The organism is Bacillus sp. z33 (assembly GCF_058313615.1).
In genome coordinates this window covers 367,703-390,642 of the sequence record NZ_JBZFQN010000001.1, presented here as the reverse complement: position 1 = coordinate 390,642, position 22,940 = coordinate 367,703, and the positions used below count along the sequence as shown (strand labels likewise).

Annotated in this window: 16 protein-coding genes and 1 pseudogene; 16 read left to right on the top strand and 1 reads right to left on the bottom strand. The window is 35.5% G+C overall.

The genetic code is table 11. The annotated features are described in order from the left end of the window. Nucleotides 1-74 precede the first annotated feature (74 nt). From AC4G3L_RS01795 to AC4G3L_RS01730, 14 genes are all read left to right on the top strand, one after another. Complete coding sequence (locus AC4G3L_RS01795) at nt 75-1,691, top strand: long-chain fatty acid--CoA ligase (RefSeq protein WP_491075262.1); 1,617 nt, start codon at nt 75-77, stop codon at nt 1,689-1,691. Nucleotides 1,692-1,852: 161 nt separating this feature from the next. Next, entirely contained in the window at nt 1,853-2,107 is a 255-nt protein-coding gene (locus tag AC4G3L_RS01790) for a sigma-G-dependent sporulation-specific acid-soluble spore protein CsgA (protein ID WP_491075261.1), read from the top strand. A 460-nt stretch (nt 2,108-2,567) separates the two neighbouring features. Further along, nucleotides 2,568-3,323, top strand: coding sequence for a hypothetical protein (locus AC4G3L_RS01785; RefSeq protein ID WP_491075260.1), 756 nt, complete (start codon nt 2,568-2,570; stop codon nt 3,321-3,323). Nucleotides 3,324-3,945: 622 nt separating this feature from the next. Continuing rightward, nucleotides 3,946-5,874 carry a fructose-1,6-bisphosphatase gene (gene fbp, locus AC4G3L_RS01780; protein WP_491075259.1) on the top strand — a complete coding sequence of 643 codons (1,929 nt, stop codon included), beginning with the start codon at nt 3,946-3,948 and terminating at the stop codon, nt 5,872-5,874. A gap of 412 nt (nt 5,875-6,286) precedes the next feature. Further along, nucleotides 6,287-7,675 (top strand): transporter permease, encoded by a 1,389-nt coding sequence (locus AC4G3L_RS01775; RefSeq protein ID WP_491075258.1) that lies wholly within the window; start codon nt 6,287-6,289, stop codon nt 7,673-7,675. 325 nt (nt 7,676-8,000) lie between these two features. Next, nucleotides 8,001-9,287 (top strand): extracellular solute-binding protein, encoded by a 1,287-nt coding sequence (locus tag AC4G3L_RS01770; RefSeq protein ID WP_491075257.1) that lies wholly within the window; start codon nt 8,001-8,003, stop codon nt 9,285-9,287. A gap of 67 nt (nt 9,288-9,354) precedes the next feature. Further along, nucleotides 9,355-10,230 carry a carbohydrate ABC transporter permease gene (locus tag AC4G3L_RS01765; RefSeq protein WP_491075256.1) on the top strand — a complete coding sequence of 292 codons (876 nt, stop codon included), beginning with the start codon at nt 9,355-9,357 and terminating at the stop codon, nt 10,228-10,230. Nucleotides 10,231-10,242: 12 nt separating this feature from the next. Continuing rightward, a complete protein-coding gene (locus AC4G3L_RS01760) occupies nt 10,243-11,091 on the top strand; it encodes a carbohydrate ABC transporter permease (RefSeq protein ID WP_491075255.1) in 849 nt (282 codons plus the stop codon). A gap of 6 nt (nt 11,092-11,097) precedes the next feature. Next, nucleotides 11,098-12,822 carry a cache domain-containing sensor histidine kinase gene (locus AC4G3L_RS01755; protein WP_491075254.1) on the top strand — a complete coding sequence of 575 codons (1,725 nt, stop codon included), beginning with the start codon at nt 11,098-11,100 and terminating at the stop codon, nt 12,820-12,822. Then, entirely contained in the window at nt 12,819-14,405 is a 1,587-nt protein-coding gene (locus AC4G3L_RS01750; protein ID WP_491075253.1) for a response regulator, read from the top strand. Before AC4G3L_RS01755 ends, AC4G3L_RS01750 begins: the two co-directional genes overlap by 4 nt. After that, entirely contained in the window at nt 14,398-15,837 is a 1,440-nt protein-coding gene (locus AC4G3L_RS01745; protein WP_491075252.1) for a glycoside hydrolase family 1 protein, read from the top strand. Before AC4G3L_RS01750 ends, AC4G3L_RS01745 begins: the two co-directional genes overlap by 8 nt. Before the next feature lie 98 nt (nt 15,838-15,935). Continuing rightward, nucleotides 15,936-16,838, top strand: coding sequence for an ROK family protein (locus AC4G3L_RS01740; RefSeq protein ID WP_491075251.1), 903 nt, complete (start codon nt 15,936-15,938; stop codon nt 16,836-16,838). 818 nt (nt 16,839-17,656) lie between these two features. Next, complete coding sequence (locus AC4G3L_RS01735) at nt 17,657-18,730, top strand: hypothetical protein (protein ID WP_491075250.1); 1,074 nt, start codon at nt 17,657-17,659, stop codon at nt 18,728-18,730. Nucleotides 18,731-18,765: 35 nt separating this feature from the next. Next, a complete protein-coding gene (locus tag AC4G3L_RS01730) occupies nt 18,766-19,383 on the top strand; it encodes a hypothetical protein (RefSeq protein WP_491075249.1) in 618 nt (205 codons plus the stop codon). A gap of 241 nt (nt 19,384-19,624) precedes the next feature. Here the strand turns inward: AC4G3L_RS01730 and AC4G3L_RS01725 are convergent. Continuing rightward, a pseudogene (locus AC4G3L_RS01725) lies at nt 19,625-19,959 on the bottom strand (transposase); the annotation flags it as partial. Nucleotides 19,960-20,496: 537 nt separating this feature from the next. Here AC4G3L_RS01725 and AC4G3L_RS01720 point away from each other — a divergent pair. After that, entirely contained in the window at nt 20,497-21,828 is a 1,332-nt protein-coding gene (locus AC4G3L_RS01720) for an AAA family ATPase (protein ID WP_491075248.1), read from the top strand. Between the two features lie 7 nt (nt 21,829-21,835). Then, nucleotides 21,836-22,885, top strand: a complete 1,050-nt coding sequence (locus AC4G3L_RS01715) for an HNH endonuclease family protein (RefSeq protein ID WP_491075247.1) — start codon at nt 21,836-21,838, stop codon at nt 22,883-22,885. Nucleotides 22,886-22,940: the final 55 nt, after the last annotated feature.

The following is a 22,940-nucleotide window of genomic DNA, read 5'->3' as shown; positions in this document are numbered from 1 at the left end:
TATTTCTCGAGGTTTAGGGTCACCAGTACCTCGAGAGTACTTTATTAATTTGATAGTAGGAAGGGGTAATCATAATGATGCATGTACCATTAACTGTCCATTCGTTGCTGGAAAGAGCCGAAAAAGTCTTTCCGAAGAAAGAAGTGGTATCAAGGACGCATGATAAGATACATCGATTAACATACAAGGAAATCGGTGAAAGAACGAGAAAACTGGCGAACGTACTCCGGAATCTGGATGTATCAAAAGGTGACAAAGTCGGCACGTTGGCATGGAATCACCATCGCCATCTCGAAGCATACTTTGCAGTTCCCGGCATTGGCGCTATTGTCCACACCATTAATTTTCGATTGTCTGCTGAACATATCACCTACATTATTAATCACGCAGAAGATAAAGTGCTCCTGATTGATGAAGACATTTTACCTCTCATAGAAAGAATTGCCCCATCATTGACTACTGTTAAAGCCTACATCATCATGACGGATAAAACAGAAATCCCGACGACAAATCTTACTCCTGTGTATTCCTATGAAGAACTCATAGCAGAAGGGAATCCCGAAACTGCCTTTACAAAAGACTTGGATGAAAATGAAATAGCAGGAATGTGCTATACTTCCGCAACTACCGGAAATCCAAAAGGGGTAGAGTACTCTCACCGTGGAATTGTGCTGCATAGTTATGCCCTTGGCCTCGCTGATACAGCAGCTATTTCTGAACGTGATGTGGTCATGCCGGTAGTACCAATGTTTCATGTGAATGCTTGGGGGTTACCATTTGCGGCTACTTGGTTTGGTACGACGCAAATTCTTCCTGGGCCTCAGTTTAATCCAAAGTTACTGGCTGAGTTTATCCAATCAGAAGGTGTAACTAAAACAGCAGGTGTTCCGACCATTTGGTTAGGTCTCTTACAGGAGCTTGAGAAGGGTACGTATGATACAAGTTCACTGGAATTTATTCTATGCGGTGGTTCGGCTGCACCAAAAGGGCTGATCAGGCAATTTGAAATCAAATACAAAATACCGTTTCTGCATGCATACGGCATGACAGAGACAACTCCATTGGCAACTGTATCTCGTTTGAAAAGTTATCAGTTAGACTTACCCGAAGAAGAGCTGCTTGATATTAGAGCGAAACAAGGACTGCTCGTGCCCGGGTTAGAAATGAAGATTGTTGGAGCAGATGGCGAGGTTGAATGGAACGGAAGAGATATGGGTGAATTAATGTTGCGTGGCAACTGGATCGCCGATGAATATTATCGTGATGAACGGACTGCCGATGCATTTAAAGACGGATGGCTGTTGACGGGAGATGTAGCCACTGTAGACGAAGAAGGCACGATTAAACTTGTCGATCGTACGAAGGACTTAATCAAAAGCGGTGGCGAATGGATTTCATCGGTCGATCTCGAAAACGCGCTAATGGCTCATGAAGCGGTATTTGAAGCAAGTGTTGTAGCCATTCCGCATCAAGAGTGGCAGGAGAGACCTGTTGGCTGTGTTGTTCTAAAACCTGAATATAGAGGGAAAGTAACAGAAGCAGAAATTCGCTCCTTCCTTGAACCTCAATTTGTTAAATGGTGGCTGCCCGATGAAATCATCTTTATGGACGAAATTCCAAAAACCTCTGTTGGTAAGTTTTTGAAGGCAAAATTAAGAGAAATGATTCAGGATAGAGTTTCGAATAAGTAAGTATGGAAAAGTCTAAACCATGAAGATAGAGGTTTAGGCTTTTTTTATAAATGTTGATGCTCCTAAAACTTGTATATGGTGCTTGGAGAATGGCTGGTATGATTTATTCTCAACTGTAAAGAATAAGAGAATAAATATGGTTTAATATAGGAGTGTATTTTATGAACCAGTCATTAGCCTATTTACAGGAGATATTATCGGCGCATGCCGAAGACAGTAGTGTTGGAGAGAATATCTATGATCGCATTTCAGATAAAAATTACGCAAGCGGAGAACAGTTTGTCCGAGATTTATCAGAAAGTGAAAGTCAATACCTCAATCGAATTTTAGAAGATGCCATTGCCTATTCGAACCAAGAGCAGGACGAAGAACGAGCCAAGCAATTAAATGAGATTTATGAGCTATTATACATTTGAAAAATCAATGCAACAGAAACGCTGATACAAAACTCCTCAACTTGGATATGTATCAGCGTTAATATTGAGTGATGCTTATAAAAGATAAATAACAATCTTAACTACTATAAAAAAATTTATGGGTTAGGGAAACTTAAGTGAGAATTAATAAAATAAGTATTAAAGCATATATGTGTTTAAGGGTGGAAAGTCTAACTTTCTATAATACTGCATTAGAAGGAATCGTTGGTTAAAATGGAATCTTAGAACATATCCAAAGAGGATGTATAATTGCTGATTAAAAAAGTTAAATTCTATTTATTCAATGATGAGACAGCTAATATGCCAGGAAAAGGGCATCATAAAGTTTTTATGAAACAGAGTGAAATATTTGAAATGTTTTTGTAATAAATGTAACATCAGTATTGATTTCTAATATTTGGATATTTATAATGTAAGTAAGAAGGGGAGTGAATGGATTATGGCAAAAAAATGGTCCGTACTTATTTTTATGGTTTTATTTTTTTCGGCAGTTGGCGCTTTTCATTATGACGGTTCTAAAAGGGTATCAGAAGCAGAAAATAATAATGGATATAGGATCACAGATCCCATAGAAAAAGATATGGTATTAAAAACCAAGGAATACACCTCAGACAAACAAACAAATCAATCCACACCTTTGAACTCATCGCCGGATACCTCATCTTCTAACAATAATAAGCAACCAACAATTACAGAAGTCGATGTACAAGAAAGTAACAAACCAAAAGTAAGTGAAGATGATTCACTCAAAACAATAGAAAATAATAATCAGCCAAATAAAATAGAAGATACGGAGAGCAGTGAAGAAGACGTGTTTATATTGAATGGGCAAACATATAGATTATTTATGGATAAAACCAAGGTAGATCCAAGTTCAAATATGCCCTATTTTATTGATGCTGCAGTGAGTTATGGTGCAAAAATCTATGCATTGGATCAATCAGATGTATTCATCATTATTAAAGATGGAAAACATATAGGAGGGTTTTCTTCCGGTATGTTGAGTATCAAAGTAGAACATGCAAGTCTCGTAAAAGCAATGTACCCGGAAAATCGACAAGGTTATAAAGGTATACAACATAATATAGATTTAGTTTTGGAAACGGGAGCACATGTATCTGTGGAATACGATAGCCAAGTGGAAGGTTATAGTTTATCTGAAAAAAGTGGGTACTTAATTGTCGGAACATTCTAATTATTTTAAAGTAAATCAAGCCTCCTCTGCATTGCGGCAACAATGTGGGATGTCAACGCGATTGGAGAAATAAAAGGAAAATCTCTTTGTAAATCAGGCTGAATTAAGTGAAAAAAATGAATTAGTGTTTTTACAAAAGAATACAGTCGTTCCATGTATACGGATAAATCTGAATAAAACAATCATCTACTCCAAATAAAGGTAACCACTTTGCAAATTTTTGATCGTTCGAAAATCATCTTTATATTACCTCAGCTACATCACTAAGAGTGAAGTAGCTATTTTTTATGGAAATTTAAAAACTAAATTTTCTTCTCTTAAAATTTTCATAAAAGACACCCCAAATTGCAAATAGATTATATTTTTCATCTGTCTGCTTATTAGGGAGCACTTCAATGAAAGTAATTGGATTGAATGCAACTATCATTGTAAATAACTTACAGTTAAATAGGTGAAAAATAAAATATCTATATTCTCCTATTAGTATAAATAAATTATAATTAAATTAATACATTCAGTAATTTGGATGATTTATAATAAGTAGTCATTCGCGTTTTTACGCTTTATTAATTAGATCCATTCGATTAGAGTAATAAAAATGTCGTAAAGGAGATACATAAATTTGAATACAAAATATCTGGACTTACTTGTCCAAAAGTATGATTGTGAAGAAAAAGTAGTAACAGAAATTATTAATCTGGAAGCTATCCTTAATCTGCCAAAGGGAACAGAACATTTTGTCAGTGATTTACATGGAGAGTATCAAGCTTTTCAACATGTGTTGAGAAATGGTTCGGGGAATGTAAAACAAAAAATCAAGGATCTGTTTCAAGATGTTTTATTAGAAAATGAAATAAATGAATTTGCGACATTAGTTTATTACCCAGAAGAAAAATTGAAGTTAATTAAAAATCAATTTAATAATAAACAAGAATTGAATCAGTGGTATATTGTTACCATCGAGCGAATGATCAGGCTTATTTCTTATGCTTCATCCAAATATTCACGTTCGAAATTGCGAAAAGCTTTGCCGAGCCAGTTTGTGTTTATTATTGAAGAACTGCTATACAAAACGAATCAAATGAATAAGGAGAAATATTATAAAGAAATTGTCGAGCAAATCATCTCCTTAGGTCAGGCTGATAAACTCTTAACTGGTCTTGCCTATACAACTCAGAGATTGGTTGTCGATCATCTCCATGTAGTTGGGGATATTTATGATCGTGGACCTGAACCTGATAAAATCATGGATACTCTGATCAATTATCATTCTGTAGATATCCAATGGGGGAACCATGATGTACTATGGCTGGGTGCTTTTTCCGGTTCACTGGTCTGTCTCGCTAATATCATTCGTATCTGTGCAAGATACGACAATCTGGATATTATTGAAGATGTTTATGGAATCAATCTGAGACCTCTTCTAACTCTAGCTGAGAAATACTATGATGACAATCCGGTTTTTAGACCTAAGGTACATTCGGATAAAAATCTATCTGATCATGAAAAATTACAAATAACGAAAATTCATCAAGCAATTGCGATGATTCAGTTTAAACTCGAAATGCCTATTATAAAAAGACGTCCGTATTTTAATATGTCCGAAAGACTTTTGCTTGAAAAAATTGATTATGACAAGAATGAAATAACCATTTATGGGAAGGCTTACTCGCTTGAAAATACTTGCTTTGCTACGGTAAATCCCGAGCAGCCTGATCAGTTATTAGAGGAAGAAAAGCAGGTTATGGAAAGATTATTATTTTCAATTCAGAATTCAGAAAAGCTGGCCAGACATATGAATTTTCTCATGAAGAAAGGGAGTCTTTATTTAAAATATAATGGGAATCTATTGATACATGGATGTATACCTTTGGATGAAGAAGGAAATATGGAGAAGATGACTATCGAAAATAACACCTATTCAGGGCGTGAATTACTTGATGTTTTTGAACATTATTTACGGCATTCTTTTGCGCATCCTGAGCATACTGATGATCTTGCGACGGATATGGTCTGGTATTTATGGACAGGAGAATATTCATCACTCTTTGGTAAAAGAGAAATGACAACTTTTGAGAGGTATTTTATTAAGGACAAGGCAACCCATAAGGAGAAAAAGAATATATATTACCATTTGCGCGAAAATGAAGAAATTTGCCGCAAAATACTTACTGAATTTGATTTAGATCCTGACACGGGTCATATCATAAATGGTCATACACCTGTTAAAGAAATTGATGGAGAAAATCCCATTAAGGCTAATGGTAAGATGATTGTAATTGATGGAGGTTTCTCCAAAGCATACCAATCAACGACAGGTATAGCAGGATATACATTGCTTTATAATTCCTACGGTATGCAGCTGGTTGCCCATAAGCATTTTAATTCAAAAGAAGATGTCTTACTTAACGGGACAGATGTTTTGTCCATAAAAAGATTGGTCGATAAAGAATTAACCAGGAAAAAGGTTAGAGAAACCAATATTGGTGAGAAAATCATACAGGAAATTTCTATTTTAAATAGTTTGAGAGAATATCGCTATATGAATTAACAACAAAAAGAAATTCTTATTATATAGTTCAGCCAGAACTTTCTGGTTGAACTTTTTTCTTTTTTATATAGGGTGTAGAGTAATAAAAAACATTTTATATAACGCTCTTTTATTTTAAAATTTGAATGAACGAGCACAAATAAACGGGCACCATAGAGCGGCACATATGATGAGTGGTGTAAACGTGAACCAGGTGAAGCTCTTACCTGCCCGCTTTGAACGAATGAAGACTGCTAAGGACAGTCTTTTTTTTGTTGTAGGTTAGAGCAATTTGATTTCCAAGCTATATAGAAGGGATTTAGTTTGTTTTAACGGTAGACTCCTAACAAGGAAATGAACCAAAATGGGCTTTTTTCATATGGTAGTAGTAAGCATTTGGTTAAATGCCTATTTTGACAGAGGGGGCATTTGGATGGAGATAGAATTGGCCCAGATCCATTGGATCTACTTGTTGTTTATTGGTGGAATTATCATTTTGATGGCAATGCGCAGGGATACGTCTCTTTTTTGTATAATCGGGATATTTGTGATTGCGATTCTATCCACAGAGAGTATAACTACTTCAGTGAGTGGCGTGTTTAATAGTTTTATTTATGCGTTTGGAGAGCTCTTGCCGACGATCTTAATTATCTGCATTATTGTGTCTCTTGGCAGGGTTCTGACTGATACAGGTATTAATGATGTGATGATTTACCCTTTTACAAAATTAATGAAGACACCTTCTTTATCGTTTTGGACAATTGGGATTGTGATGATGATCTGCTCATGGTTTTTTTGGCCTTCACCAGGGGTGGCACTACTTGGGGCTGTCCTTCTGCCGGCTGCTTTACGGGTTGGGTTACCAGGCTTAGGTGTGGCAATGGCGATGAATTTATTTGGTCATGGAATTGCTTTATCTGGAGATTATGTGATCCAGGCTGCGCCAAAATTAACGGCAGATGCAGCGGGTATTCCGGTCAGCGAGGTAATGGAGGCAAGTATTCCTCTAGTTATCACAATGGGGATTGTTACTACTGTAACTGCCTTTTTCTTGTTAAGAAGAGATATGAAGAAAGGTATGCTTATTGCTGAGGGTCTTGATGTGCAGCATGATGAAAGTAAAAAGGAAAAATTACTATCATCGACACAACAAAAATCGTTTGCTGTGCTTATCCCGCTTTTGTTTATTCTAGATGTGGTGGCGATGTCTATCTTTAATCTTCAGGGTGGGGAGGCTACATCGCTCATTGGTGGAACAGCCATTATGATATTAATCCTGCTTACTCTCTTTGCTCATAAATCAAAAGGGTTGGAGGAAACCACTGCGTATTTGATAAAGGGATTCCAGTTTGGATTCAAGGTATTTGGACCTGTCATTCCGATTGCTGCCTTTTTTTATTTAGGCGATGCCGGATTCAAGGCTGTATTTGGTGACCGGCTTCCGAATGGGTCTGAGGGAATCATTAATGATATTGGGACTGCTCTAGCCGGTGCGATTCCGATTACAAAGGAGATAGCAGCTGTCACTGTGACAGCCGTTGGAGCCATTACCGGACTTGATGGTTCAGGATTTTCAGGGATCTCATTGGTCGGATCGGTGGCTCAGTTGTTTGAGCATTCTCTCCATACAGGGGCTGCTACCCTAACTGCACTGGGACAAATTGCTGCTATTTGGGTTGGTGGAGGAACATTAGTACCATGGGCGCTTATACCTGTTGCTGCTATTTGTAATGTCAGTCCTTTTGAGTTGGCGCGACGAAATTTAATACCGGTGGTTGTTGGGTTAATAGTTACGACAATTGTAGCAATGTTTCTTATTTAAAAAGAGCCATGGGTATTTACTGCACCCCAAAAGTTAGAGGGTAGAATCTAATCTTTTGGGGAGCGGTGGAGGAGAATATGACTCTTTCTAAAGCCACCTCATGATAAATTCCCTAACAACTTTAGTTCCAAGGGTTTCATTTCCTTCAATTAACATCACATCTAACCCTATTGACGAGAAAACTGTCCATATACTCCACCACAAAATACTAAACCCCTTTCCTGAGATTTTTAGATGTTTTTATAGTTTTTTGGGATACTTCATTAAAGTTATAAGCGTTATAATAATATTTGTAAGCGCTTTATATTTGAAGGAAGGGGAAACGATGATGAAGAAACTAAGTTTATTTCTAATGGGGGTACTGACGGTACTAGGTTTGGCTGCGTGTAGCGATGATGATGAAAAAGCAGGTCAATCCACGAAGGATGGGGCAATTGAGCTTACACTTTGGACTGACTGGACCGAGGATCGGCCGGAAAACACGCTTTACAAAGAAATTATTTCTAAATTCAATAAAGAACACGATGATATTCAGGTTAAAGTAGAGGCCATACCACATGACCAATATGAAACTAAATTAAGAACGCAAGCAGCTGGAAATCAATTGCCTGACATGATGCGTGTATGGCCTGGAACGAGAACAGAGCCTCTTGCTGAAGGCGGAGCTATTCTTCCATTAAACCCAATCATCGAGAACTGGGATGGAGTCATTCCTGATTCAATTCTACAAGACTATGCATTCGAAGATAATTATTATGCAATCCCTTCAAACATAAGTGTTACAGGTTTAATTTACTATAATAAAGACATACTTCAAGCTGTAGGTTATGATGAGTTTCCTAAAACATATGCAGAATTTAAAGAACTTGTAAAAGCACTTAAAGATAAAGGAACGACTCCAATAGCTTTAGGAAACAAGTCAATCTGGCCATTACAATCCGTGTACATCTCTACAATGGCTGACCGCTTTACTGGTAGTGATTTCTTAAAGAATACATTAAACGGAGATGGCAGTTTTGAAGATCCGCAATTTGTCAGTGCATTATCTGTTATCGACGAATTAACAAAATTAAACGCCTTTAATGAGGATATGAATACTCTTGATGAAGCTCAAGCACGAAATGAATTCATTAAAGGAACTGCAGCGCTTCACTTTGCTGGTTCATGGGCAATTGGTCCAATCTTAGACAGTGTAGAAAATATTGATAACATTGGTGTAGCGCCATTCCCTACATTTGAAGGTGGAAAAGGAGATCCTACAAAGATTGCCGGTGCTGCTGGCGGTGGGATTGCAGTTAATAGCAAGTTGAGTAAAGAAGAGCAAGAGGCTGCTTTCACATTCTTAAAATACTACTATGGTGATGATTTATACCAAGGATTAATCAAAGCGAATATTATTGTTCCTGCTGATGTTAAGATGGATGACAGTATTCCACAAATATTCCAAGATGCTAATAGCTTTGCTAAAGGTGGAGTAGTGCCTGTATATGATGCCACACTGACTCCAGAACTGACAGATATCATTAACAATGGCTTGCAATCTATTACTTTAGGTGACAAAACACCTGAACAATTAGCGGGTGAGATGCAGAAAGAAAACAAAAGTAAATAATCGTTTATCAATTCTCTCACAGGTTACTTGCATCTAAGTAACCTGTGAATGTTTAGGGGGGAAGAAAATGAAATTGACTAAGAAGAATAAAGGGGCGTTTATACTTGGTATACTACCTGCTTTCATTCTGTATGTTGTTTTTGCCATTTATCCGATCCTCCAATCCTTCTATTATTCTTTCATGGATTGGAACGGATTCAATGAAATGACCTTTGTTGGATTAGATAATTTTAAAAAGTTATTTGCGGATTCCCTATTTTGGAACTCTGTCAAAAATAATATATACGTAGTATTAGTATCTGTACTAGGTCAGGTACCACTAGCTTTGTTTTTTGCCCTTTTATTGAACCGTAAACTTAAGGGAGCTAAACTATTTAGAACAATTGGGTTTTTACCAGTTGTTTTATCAACTGTCGTGATCTCCTTAACGTGGAGTTTGATTTACAATTCCCGTGACGGATTAATCAATGAATTCTTGCGGTCCATTGGGCTAGAGTCACTCGCGCAAAATTGGTTAGGAGATACAAAGTGGGCAATGATTTCTGTCTTAGTCGTTGTCGTTTGGCAGTTTGTTGGTCTATACTTAATTATTTTTCTTGCAGCATTACAAAATGTACCTACTGAAGTCTTAGAAGCCGCTAAAATGGATGGTGCCTCGGAGTGGGCAACAACCTGGAAGATTACGATTCCGATGATTTGGGAAACCATTCTAGTTGCCATCACCCTTTGTATTGCAGGTAGTTTGAAAACCTTTGATTTAATCTATGTCATGACACATGGTGGTCCGGCCCATTCAACAGATGTCATGGCGCTCTATATGTTTAATGAAACATTTACAAAATTACAGTATGGATATGGTAGTGCTGTGTCAGTATTTATATTCTTCTTTAGTCTTATCTTAATCGCGATTGTAAACAAAGTACTTGGAAAGAAAATGATCTAGGAGGTGGGGACAGTGGTGAAGACAAACAAAATACCTAAGAAAAGAAGCTTCAAAAGATTAAGCATCTATCTCGCATTAATTATATTTGCAATCATTAATGTATATCCAATTATTTGGATGGCAATCAACTCCTTTAAATCCGAAAAGGAGTTTGCAACAAACCAATTTGGGTTTCCTGAGAATTTTTTACTGGATAACTATACTGCTGCTTGGGAAATTGCCAATCTGGGTGTCCTTTTTAAAAATAGTATTTTTATAACAGTAACGGCAACTGTAATAACCGTTTTTATCGGGGCCTTAGCAGCTTATTTCTTATCTCGATTTGATTTCAAAATGAGTAAGTGGTTATATGGATTTTTCATTTTTGGATTATTAATTCCAATCCACGCCACACTAGTACCCATGTTTATATTAATGAAAAATTTAGGATTATTGAATACACCGATCACCTTACTCTTTCCCTATATCGCTTTTCATTTACCCATTACGATTTTTATTCTAACTAGCTTTATGAAAGGCTTTCCCAAGGATATTGAAGAATCTGCGATCATGGATGGATGCGGGATTTTTAGGATATTTTGGTCCATCATCCTGCCAATGTCACGTCCGGCAATCGCTACAACTGTGATTCTTAATTTCATTTACAACTGGAATGAATTTTCATTTGCGTTAGTGTTAATTAATGACCCAGAGCTTCAAACATTGCCGCTTGGTTTAGCAAATTTTGCAGGTCAATTTACAACCAACTATGGTGCACAAATGGCTGGATTAACGATGTCTTTGATACCAATAGTCATTTTCTACATGATCTTTGAAAAGAATATTGTTAAAGGTATGACAGCTGGTGCGGTAAAAGGGTAGATGAAAATGATTCGAAATTGGGGTTTAAAAAGGAAGTTTATTATCATATTTCTTGTTTTCATTACATTTCCAACTGTTTGCTTCGGAGTAATCATTTATTACCAAACAACGGAAGTGCTTAAAGGTCAGCTGGAAGAAGATATCATAGAAATGCTAGATAAAGATGAACAAAGCCTTTTGTCCATCATTCGAGATGTGGAAAGTATGTCTTCCTATATGATTTATAGTGAGGACTTCCAAACATTTTTTAAAACAACAGATGAAATCTCCCGTGCGGATAAAAGTAGTATGGACGGGATAAAAGGCTATTTTACTTTTCAGTTGATGTCAAATGAGTATATATCATCCATCTTGTTAAGAGGAAGCAATGGTGAAGAGCTGGCATTTGGTGAACCCGTTTTTGGAGACGAGGATAAATTGGATCAGGCTGCTATAGAAGGAAATGGTTCTCCGGTTTGGAGTGATACCTATGGGGTTACAAGTGGATGGGACGGGAAAAAATATGTAATCAGCCTCTCAAGAGTTATTAACGACTTAAATAAAATTAATCACCCGATTGGCAGCGTAAGAATCCGTCTCGATCAGGAAAAAATCAAGAGAAATTTAGAAGTCAAACAAGGAACTTACCTGGTCATGTCAAAGTCAGGTGAAATTATTCTTCATTCCAATCAAGAGTTACTAGGAAAAAAATACAATGATCCTGCTTTTGTTGATTGGGCAAATCATGGTGATAACTTAGCTTACGACTTCAAAATTAAGAACCATGACTACAAAGCTGTTAAAAAAAAGGTGAGTGGGACCAATTGGACATCTATTGTGATGGTAAATGAGGAGGATTTAGTCAAAGAATTAATTACCGTTCGAAATTCGATCCGTAATATGATTTTTCTTCTTCTATTATGTGGAATCATCGCTTTTTATGGATTCTATCGCTCTAATATAAAAAGAGTGATTGAATTAACCGACCAAACAAAACAGCTTGAGACAGGAAATTTCTCTGCGAATGTGGATGTTTCTACAAATGATGAAATCGGTCAATTGGGTAGGCAATTTAATAAAATGGTCAAAACGATCCAAAGACATATTGATACAGAATACAAGCTGACTATTAGACAAAAGGAATCTGAATTAAAGGCGCTTCAAAATCAAATTGATCCACACTTTCTTTACAATACGTTAGACATGATTCGATGGACCGCACGCCTTGAGAATGCAATGGAAACAGGTCAACAAATTGAACAACTTGCAAAAGTATTTCGTATGAATCTAAATAATGGTAAAACATGGGTTACAATAGAAGAGGAATTGGTCTATATTGAATCTTATTTAGAATTACAGAAAAGCCGTTTAGGAGAACGGCTGGCTTTCTTCATTTTTATCGACGAACAGATCAAACGCTCTTATATCATGAAACAATTTATACAGCCACTGGTTGAAAATAGCATCCAGCACGGTTTCAAAGAATTCCCGAGACAAGGAATCATTACTATTCGCTGTTATCAAGTGGAAGGTCAGTTATGGATTGATGTTAAGGATAACGGTTGGGGCTTTGAAAAAGGTAAGCAAGACTCTGGTTATGCAATGAAAAACCTAAAAGAACGTTTAGCAATTGTGTTAGGAGAACCGTTTGGATTACAGGTGTTAGAACCTGAATCTGGGGCATTGGTGAGGCTTATCCTTCCGCTGCTATGGGACCCAAAAAACATGGAGAATTTAGGTGAACAATCGTGACTTTTAAAATGTTAATAGTAGATGATGAGCCTATTATTTCGCGTGGGTTACGATTTACAATCCCATGGGCATCGATCGATGTAGAGGTGGTAGATACAGCATACGATGGAGAGGATGCCATACAGAAGGTCAAACAATATGGGAACATTGATATTGTGATTACAGATGTAAGGATGCCAAAGACCGATGGATTGCAGCTGGCAAGTTTTTTGTATGCTAACTATCCTCATATTCGGACAATTATTCTTAGTGGATTTAATGAGTTTGAATATGCCCAGCAAGCCATCAAATTAGGAGTGGAGAATTATTTACTTAAACCTGTCAATATTGATGAGCTTTTGGAAAATGTTAAAAACATAACAATTAAAATTAAGCGAGATCAGCAGCAAAAAAAAGACCAGAAAGAAACAGGATTGCGAAATGCGATTCTCCAACAAATTTTTGATTTACAAAAGTCTTACCATGCTAAATCAGATCCATACAATGGCACCCTGATTTATACGTTTATTAGTATGCATCAAAATTATAGGCGAAAAATAAACAATCTATCGTCTGCGGAATATGAAGAGTTTTTAAGGCTATGGGAGAAAAGGATTGAATGGGGACTACAAGAATATGGTCTTACCTCCTATTCATTTTTTACTGAAGAAAATATTTTAGTCACTTGTGTTATTAGTGAAGATGGACGGAAAGTGCCGCCAAATAGGCTGCAAAATCTTAAATGGAATGATCGATCTACACTTCAATTTGTTTGGAACGACGAGTGGATTCCTATTGGTAAACTCAAGACCGTACTTACGAATCTATTAGATAAAGGAAGGTTTTTACCTTTTAAACAAAGCTCCAGCCTTGTCATTTCAAATCAATTGAGTCGGACTACGAACCAATCCTATCCAGTTAGTCTTGAAAAGTCATTAATAGATACAGTCATCCAAATGAAGGATGCGGACCTGCATTTTGTAATATCTGAATTATTCAAATGCTTTTTGTCTAATGAATTTTTCTTAGAAGAAGTTGTTGATACTTGCAGGGGGCTGCTAATTAAAATTTTAAATCACTATGAGTCTTTAGATCGGAGAAAGTTGGAATGGGATTTCAATTACAACAAGAGTGTAAATGTTCGTGTCTACAACTCGTATGAATTATTGGAAGAACTTTTCTATCAGGACCTTTCCACCATCCGTAGAGAACAATCTGAGTTAAAAAATGTAGACAAACAAGATTTGTTAATCGATCATGCGAAGGAATATATACATGAATATTACAGAACGAACATTAAAGTTCATGAAGTAGCGGAGGTCATTAATATAACGCCAAATTACTTTAGTTCCCTATTCAAGCAGAAAACAAGCGTTAATTTTAATGAATACGTTAACCAATTAAGAATTAATGAAGCAAAGATATTGCTTGCGGAGACACCCTTTAAAGTAAATGAAATATCAGAACAAGTAGGATTTCATGAATATAAGTATTTTGTTGGAGTCTTTAAAAAACTTACAGGAATGACGGCAACGGATTATCGGAAATATAGAAACTTACAAACATATAAGACTAGAAAAACGGGAGAGATGAAAAATGGATAAAATAACAATGAATATACCAGAGGATTTTATTCTGGGAGCATCATCTTCAGCATGGCAAACGGAAGGTTGGACAGATAAAAAAGAGTCTCAAGATTCATACTTAGACTTATGGTATAAAAAGAATAAAAATGTTTGGCATAACGGGTATGGACCTGCTGTTGCAACAGATTTTTACAACCGCTATAAAACCGATATCAGTTATATGAAGGAAATTGGTCTAACCCATTTTAGAACATCTATCAATTGGTCACGTTTTTTAGTGGACTATGAGAATGCAATTGTTGATGAAGAATACGCCAGCTATGTCGGAAACGTTATTGATGAATTAATAAAAAATAAAATTGAGCCGATGATCTGTCTAGAACACTATGAATTGCCTGCTTATTTATTTGAAAAATACGGTGGTTGGGGATCAAAGAATGTGGTGGAATTGTTTGTAAAATATGCGGAAAAAGTATTTGAACGGTATGGGAATCTTGTGAAACACTGGTTTGTATTTAATGAGCCTGTTGTTGTGCAGACACGCATCTACTTAGATGCCATTCGCTGGCCATATGAACAGAACACCAAAAAATGGATGCAATGGAACTACAACAAAGGGCTCGCTACTGCTAAAGTAGTGAAATTATTTAAGGAAATGGGATTAAAAGATAAGACAGGCGCTAAAATTGGGACAATTCTAAACCCAGAAGTTACCTATGCCCGTTCATCTTCTGAACATGACCAAAAAGCAGCTAAAATGTATGACCTTTTCTTCAATCGAGTATTCTTAGATCCAGCGATTAAGGGTGAGTATCCACAGGAATTATTTGAGTTAATGGAAAAACACGATATTACTTTTAAATATACAACTGAAGAACTTCAACTTATTAAAGAAAATACAATCGAATATGTGGGGATTAATCTATATTTTCCGCATCGCGTCAAAGCACGTACAACTGTATGGAATGAAGAAACACCCTTCCATCCTGAATATTATTATGAAAAACACGAGCTAGTAGGTAAGAAAATGAACCCATATAGAGGATGGGAAATCTACCCGCAAATTATGTTTGATATGGCCATCCGATTGAAAGAAGAGTACGGGAACATTGAATGGTTTATTGCTGAAAATGGAATGGGTGTAGAGAACGAAGGCCGATTTAAGAATGAAGAACAAATCATTCAAGATGATTACCGTATTGAGTTTATAAGTGAGCACTTGAAATGGCTCTTAAAAGCAATCGGTGAAGGAGCCAATTGTAAAGGCTATATGTTATGGGCATTCACTGATAACGTTTCACCAATGAATGCATTCAAAAACCGTTATGGCTTGGTTGAAATCAATTTAGAGGATAATCGAAATCGAGCGCTTAAGAAATCTGCTTACTGGTACAAGCAATTAATTGAAACAAAAGAATTTGAAGCAGAGAACGATGAATTGTATAAATAAGTTGGTTTGACTTTCCAGATGCTTCAACCTCCAAGCCCATGTAATCAACTAGTTACAAAAGGTTTGGTCATAGTTATAAAACAAATGGGAGGATTAATATGCAAAAATACATCGCCTATGATATTGGTGGAACATTTGTCAAATGTGCCATTATAAATGAGAGCGCAAACATCCTCGAATCTAAAAAAATAAAAACTCCAAAGACACTTGATGGGTTATTAAATCTTATCGATACATATCGTCAATCTTGTCCAGATGCTAAAGGCGTTGCAATTAGTGGTCCAGGTGCTGTTTCTGAAGAAGGCATCATATACGGCTCGAGTGCCATTCCCTATATACATGGACCCAATATAAAGGAGCTGGTATCAGAACGAACGAAACTTCCCGTTTATATTGAAAATGATGCAAATTGTGCAGGCTACGCAGAAATATGGAATGAAGCTGCCAAAGGAAAAAACGATGTCATGGTCATAGTGCTTGGAACTGGAATTGGTGGATCAATCTTTAAAAATGGATTTTTGCATAGAGGTGCAAACCTACATGGCGGTGAATTTGGTTACATGCTTTTAAACACAAACGTTACGGATAGCAATGATATTTGGAGTAGAATCGCCTCTACGAAAGCGCTTGTGCGGAAAGTAGCGAAAGCGAAGCAAATGGATCCAGACAACCTATCAGGAGAAGAAATTTTTTCAATGGCCGAAGCAGGCGATGACATATGCAGGATGGCCATTGATGAATTTTATCATTTATTGGCCATTGGAATTTATAATTTGCAATATATCTATGACCCGGAGCTGATCTTAATCGGTGGCGGCATCAGCGCACGTGAAGATCTAATAAGCAATATTAATAAAAAACTAGATAGAATTCTATCAACCGTTAATTTAGCAAAAATTAAACCTACCATTGCGTCCTGCAAATTCCGACAAGACGCAAATTTATTAGGAGCTGTATTTGGATTTATGAATGAAGGACAGATTGACAAGGAGTATCGCTGAAATAGAAACAATAGAGCCGGAGCTGGAGACATCAAGTTTTGTAGAGGTCTTTAAAGCGATTCTAAATTTTATTCTTTTAGCGACAATGGGTGTAAGCATTGTCGCTAGTGTTTTATATCGTTAGGTTAGTTAAGCGTTATTCTAGTAAACGATAGAATAGCCGAACTAAGGTGATAAAGTGAGGGAGAGCTCTGCGATTTTTGTGCAGTCTACGTAAGTGTATCAGGGTTTGCGGCAAATGTTAGCCAGCAATTTTACACAAAGAAAAAGCCTTGATTAATCAAGGCTTTTAGTACGTCCCAGAGAGGATTCGAACCTCCGACCTACAGTTTAGGAAACTGTTGCATATGTCAGAACGCTTCAAACCCTTGAAAAGAATGGTTTTCTATATCAAAATGTCTCTTAGTTTATCTTTTTCAATGTCCGATAGTTATCCACAGTAATTTTTCCCTGTGTTGAGCTATTTTTACTATATCTTTAGTAATAAGGGGAGTCAAGTTATTTAATTGTGATACATGAAAGTTAGTAAATCATTATGTAACTTGGAAGATGTATAGGAAAAGTAACCAGCTTACCTTTTAACCTGGATATCTTAGTGAGTTAATTACCTACTAGTAGTTATTTGGGGAGTAATTTTAGAGTGAATGATACAACCAAAAACACAGATACGGTTTATGTTCAATGCGTGACCCGGGATTTCCAGACAGGCAAAACGTATATTGAAACGATTGAAATGGATACATAGTAATTTTTATAATATAATTTTATGTGAAACAATTCGCAATATAAAAACTATTACGAAAGGAAGTTGGACAGTCATGAAAGAATTCAACTTATTCTTAGTTGGTCTTTTGTTGGTTGGTGTTGTGGCAGGTTGCGGAAACAGTGACACAGAAATTAAAGCGAATACCGAAGAGGGCGTTAAGACGAAACAGAAAGCGGAACAGAAGGAAGAAAGTAATGAACCGAAAGTAGTTGGAGAGTTTTCCGTAAAGGATTTAGAAGCGATGACAGATGAAGAATACGACAAACTAGACCCCGAAACTAAGTTTGACATAATAATGTATTATTTCGAGAATGGTGAATGGTATTCAGAAGAAGAACTTGAAAGCATAAAGGACATTCGGGTAAAAAACCATGAAGTTGCCGAAAAGGACAAAATAAAAACGGTTTCCTATGATATTTTTGTTGATTCAGACTTATATGGTATGGATTGTTCCATGAAATTAAATGTAAATGAAAAGGATGAAATAGTTTCTTTAGAAGTATTCGGAAATGAGATTGCATTCACTTTTATGTTAGGTATAGGGGAAGAATTGGGAATGTCTGATACTTTACTAGATGATGTTTCTAACAATTTTGCAGAAGAAGGAGTTTATTCAGGCAATGATGACGCAATTGTAGAAATGGAAGAAACGGGGGAAGACTTTTTACATGGTGTGGTGAAACCGAACAATGGAGAAACACAAAAAGAAGCAAAACTAGACTCACAGGGCATGATAGATTTAGCGATTGACCATTTTGAGCATGAAGGTTATGTAATTGATGTGATACCGCCATATGATATGGATGACTATATAATGCACGATATAGCACTTCAATATGAAGACGGAGATGGAGAATTAACAGTAAATTTTGCAATTAGTGTGTATGAAGTGGATGGAAAAAACACAGAAGCATATTTCATGACAGTTGACCCGAATATGGACTATCAAGCTGGAAATTATATGGCGTTTATTGAATTTACTTCCTATGCATTAGGAGGAGATGCAAAACTGGTGAACAACTATAAGGATGCGTTAAGCAAACAACAGGGCAAGAATTGGAGCGGAAATGAGGAGATAACTATACAAGTAGATGAATTTGGCAGTCTAAAAGCTATTTTGAACTGAATGAGCGGGAACCTATTAAAAGGAGTGTAAACGCTATGAGAAAGCTAATAAACGTGTTAGGAGTGGCTTTATTGATAGGGGGATTGGTTGCAGGATGTTCTAATGTGTCGAATGACGTTTCAGAGGAAGAAATAAGTCAGGCAGAACTTGAGCAGCAAAAAGCAAAGGTTGAACAAGAACGTCTAGAACAAGAACGGATAGAAATGAATAAACGGTTACAGGATGACTTGAGTCCACAGGAATTAATAGACGGGGTTGTAAATGACCTTAAAGCGAATGGCATAGAGTTACAGGAAAACGGGATGAATGATGAAGACTACACGAAAGAATACATGTACTTGATTCCATATGATATGTCAGAGTTCGGAGAGCCAGAGGACTTTTATTTAAACATTACGATTGGACAAAACGGCGAGGGAATTGTTTATGCTGAATTGGATATTCCAGTTTCAAGTAAGGAGAATACAGAAATCGCTAAAATTGTAAGCGAAGTTTTCTTAAATTATATAGGAACAGAACGAATGCAAAACGAATTTAAAGAAGAATTTGACCCAATTAATGGAAATAACATTGATTTAGAGATGGAAAATAATTTAAGTCTTGACTTACAAGTGTTTCAGGGTGGAGGAATAGGAAGTGTAAATATTTGGTGATTCAAAGTCTCTATCCATCGAGGGTGAGGGGAATAATATAATGGAGTGTCCACCAGAGAAACACAATTGGGTATATCATATTTTGGAAGATATGACATACCATCCGATTATCTACTAAGATGCGAAAATAAAATATCTCAGGTGAAATAGTTATATTACTAGCATAGCGCACGACAAAAAGAGAGAAGGGGGGAGGAACATGATTACCTTTAAAGAACATTTACAGAGACATATCTTTATTAAACATACATTCAACAAAAGTAATCCCTTCATTCCCTTTTTGAGTACGGTAAAGAATTGTATTTGTAGTATCCATAAATGTTTTACGACAAGCCTTGCAGCGATATCGTTGACGACCTTTAACTTTACCGAAGCGATTAATATTTATGTTTTGAAGCGCAATGAGGGCATTCAAAGCCATCTTTAAAACGCACTTCTCTCATTTCATCGATTTAGCGACCATCAACAGTTGAAGAAGGTTCAACATAGCGTTTTACCCATTTCAAACATGCGGTCTTTATCTGTAGGTGATAATTTACCGATATGTTTTAATAAATTGCTAAACGCTTTACTCATAGTTGAATCCTCAAATAAGAATGCTTGTTTTATTATAACCATTTATTTGAGCGGTCTCAATTTTATATCAACCTTTAACAGAGCCTAATATAAAGAAGTTGAAGAAGAGAACACTTATTAATTGCTGGAATGAATTAGAAACTAAATAATTTAATGAGCTCCCTAAAAGGGGCTCTTTTTTTATATATTCACTTATTCATAGTTGGATAAGCTCTATGCTCACTATCTAATCTAGGCGGAATAAATTTTCATATGTACAGTATTTAACAAGGTGCTGCTTTCCTTTTATCTATGTGGTATAATTTTCCTCTAAATAATTTTAAGGGATAGCAAGTGTGAAGAATTTATTGAGTAAGTTGCTTAAAACTAAAAGCTAATTACCTTTGTAATGCAAGAGAAATTATAGTAAGTTAACTTCAATCTACAAAATCTGTAAATCGGTTAAGCAGTGCAAATGGTATGTATTTTCTGCGAAGTCTAGACTCATAAAATCTGATATTTAATATGTCCTATAATCTCTAAAGTGGAGGTAAGCAAGTGAAACTTAACCATGTACATATAAAAGAAGCGTGGGGATTGAAAGATTTAAAAATCAAATTTGATGAACCATCAGAAAATTATTTTAAGAAATCTAACATCTCAATTTTAGTAGGGGAGAACGGTACAGGTAAAACATCAATTCTAAGATTATTATCCTATGCTTTTTTTCCATCAATGAGGGAAAAGCAAGAATTATACCCCTATTTTCATATTAACTATGAAATTAATAGTATGGACTTTGAAATAGGTGCTTTTGGAACTGAGTCTAGCAATATAATCAGGCCAGTTAGAGTAATAGTGTCTTCATTTGCGGTTTTTGAAGCTTTTAAAGTAGATTCTAGAAATAGTATTAAAGAAAATAACTTTGTAGCTGAATATGCTGGAACTGAGTATTACTACTGTGGACCAACTGTAAGAAGAGGGGTTTCTAGTTTAAAGGAAGCAATTCCAACAATAGTGAAATCATTTTATAGTACAAAACATAATAATAGACTTAATGAATCAATCAGTCATTTAATGCAAGTGATTGGTTACAATGGTTACCCAGCTATTGAAATTACTATGCCTAGATTGAATCAGAGAAGAATTATGGACCTAGATAAAAAAGAAATCTTATTGCTGCAAGAAAAAACAAATATAATAAAAACGAAAATAAAGCAAAGTAGATTGCTTAAATTAGGCATGGGGAAGTATCAGATTACTCCCGAAAATGCAGATGGAAATCTATTAGAGATGTTATTAGAATTGGAAAACTCTATATTTTTTAATAAAGTATTCACTGATTTGTTTTTTTATAAGGAAGGAGACGAAGTACGCTTTTCAAACATGAGTTCTGGAGAATTAACAATGTTTTTTAGGTTCTTTCCTTTAATTGATAAAATCTGTGATAATTGTGTTGTATTAATAGATGAACCAGAAACACATTTGCATCCAAGATGGATTAAAAATTACATTAATTTAATAGTAAAATTATTCGGAGAATATAAAGTACATATTATCATTGCAACTCATTCTCCACTCATTGCTTCTGATGTGCCAAAAGAATGTATTGTTGGTTTGAAGCGAAATAAGAATAATATTATAGAACAATATCATATAAGCGAAAAAACTTTAGGAGGAGAAACAAGCGATATCTTAGAGGATGTATTTAATGTAGAAGATTATAGTGGTGAGTTTACTAAATCTAAAAAAGAATTGATAAAACAGCTTTTAGGGGAATCAAAAGTTAGAGAAGCATTAGAAATCTATGATGATTTAAGTTCAAATTCGGAAAAGTACAGATTTTTTACTGAAATAGAAAATCTTTTTCCGGATTTTAGGAAGGAATAAAGCGATTATGTGGAAAGTTGAGATAAAAAAGATACATAAATTATATGAGTTTACAGATGTTTTCTTAAAAGATTTGTTTAAATGGGTATTAGATAATCAGGGGATTTCTCTTATTGATGTCCAAGCTTCTATAGAGGAAGAAAGGTTAAATTGCTTAGCGAAAGAATGTCCGAGTTTAAGAAAACATATGTATGAATTAGCTAGTTGTAGTGATATAGAAGAAGTTTTCAAAATGTATTTAGAGTTTACTGACAATTATGAGGATGTTTTAAAAGGTAATTTCCAATCAGCTATAACATTAAAGAATGAAACATTCGTAACTGTTAAAAAGGCATTTGAATATTTTTATAAAGAGACACTGGATTTAAAATCGTTTTGGGCCAACTATAAAAGTGGAGAGTATAAAAGTAAAAAAGATTTTAGGACCGAGATAGGTACTATAAGACACAGATGTCCTTATTGTGATATACATAGAACTACTGTTTCTGATTTTAGTAACACTGACCATTTTTTGCCGATATCTAATTATCCTTTTTTGGGAATACTATGGAAAAACCTTATTGTCTCATGTATCCCATGTAATACTGTAATAAAAAATATGGAAATTAGGTTGCCGATTCTACATCCTTTTTTTGATAGAATTCAAGATGAATTATACTTTTCATTTGATATGAAAACCAAGAAAATCTCAATTAATACTGTAAATAACGGTTTCAGTACAGAGGCTGCCGAAAATTTTTATAAACTTTTTCATCTAGAAAAGAATTACCCAAAATTATGGGATTTAATTGAAAGGGAAGAAAAGGATATTATACGTGAGGCTAGTAGATATATAAAGAAAAATTTAATTACAGAATTGGAACAAGGGCTACAGGAAATAAATGAAATTATTAATGAAAGAGAAAATAGTATTTATTCTCAAAGAACTATAGGTGAATGTACTAAGTTAAAACTCGATTTTTATAAGTTTTACCGTGGGTATAGTAAATCAAGCATAAAGAAGTTCATGCTACTAGAACGAAAAGGAATAGACTTATTTGAAGAACAAGAAGTTTAATAGGTTTTACTTCTAAAAAAATAAACGTTCCACAATAGGCAGAGATGATAGTCAT

Coding starts and splice junctions, on each gene's coding strand:
- AC4G3L_RS01730 (WP_491075249.1), top strand. CDS start 18,766: ATGAGAAAGCTAATAAACGTGTTAGGAGTGGCTTTATTGATAGGGGGA.
- AC4G3L_RS01735 (WP_491075250.1), top strand. CDS start 17,657: ATGAAAGAATTCAACTTATTCTTAGTTGGTCTTTTGTTGGTTGGTGTT.
- AC4G3L_RS01755 (WP_491075254.1), top strand. CDS start 11,098: ATGATTCGAAATTGGGGTTTAAAAAGGAAGTTTATTATCATATTTCTT.
- AC4G3L_RS01770 (WP_491075257.1), top strand. CDS start 8,001: ATGATGAAGAAACTAAGTTTATTTCTAATGGGGGTACTGACGGTACTA.
- AC4G3L_RS01740 (WP_491075251.1), top strand. CDS start 15,936: ATGCAAAAATACATCGCCTATGATATTGGTGGAACATTTGTCAAATGT.
- AC4G3L_RS01790 (WP_491075261.1), top strand. CDS start 1,853: ATGAACCAGTCATTAGCCTATTTACAGGAGATATTATCGGCGCATGCC.
- AC4G3L_RS01785 (WP_491075260.1), top strand. CDS start 2,568: ATGGCAAAAAAATGGTCCGTACTTATTTTTATGGTTTTATTTTTTTCG.
- AC4G3L_RS01765 (WP_491075256.1), top strand. CDS start 9,355: ATGAAATTGACTAAGAAGAATAAAGGGGCGTTTATACTTGGTATACTA.
- AC4G3L_RS01745 (WP_491075252.1), top strand. CDS start 14,398: ATGGATAAAATAACAATGAATATACCAGAGGATTTTATTCTGGGAGCA.
- AC4G3L_RS01715 (WP_491075247.1), top strand. CDS start 21,836: ATGTGGAAAGTTGAGATAAAAAAGATACATAAATTATATGAGTTTACA.
- AC4G3L_RS01775 (WP_491075258.1), top strand. CDS start 6,287: ATGGAGATAGAATTGGCCCAGATCCATTGGATCTACTTGTTGTTTATT.
- AC4G3L_RS01795 (WP_491075262.1), top strand. CDS start 75: ATGATGCATGTACCATTAACTGTCCATTCGTTGCTGGAAAGAGCCGAA.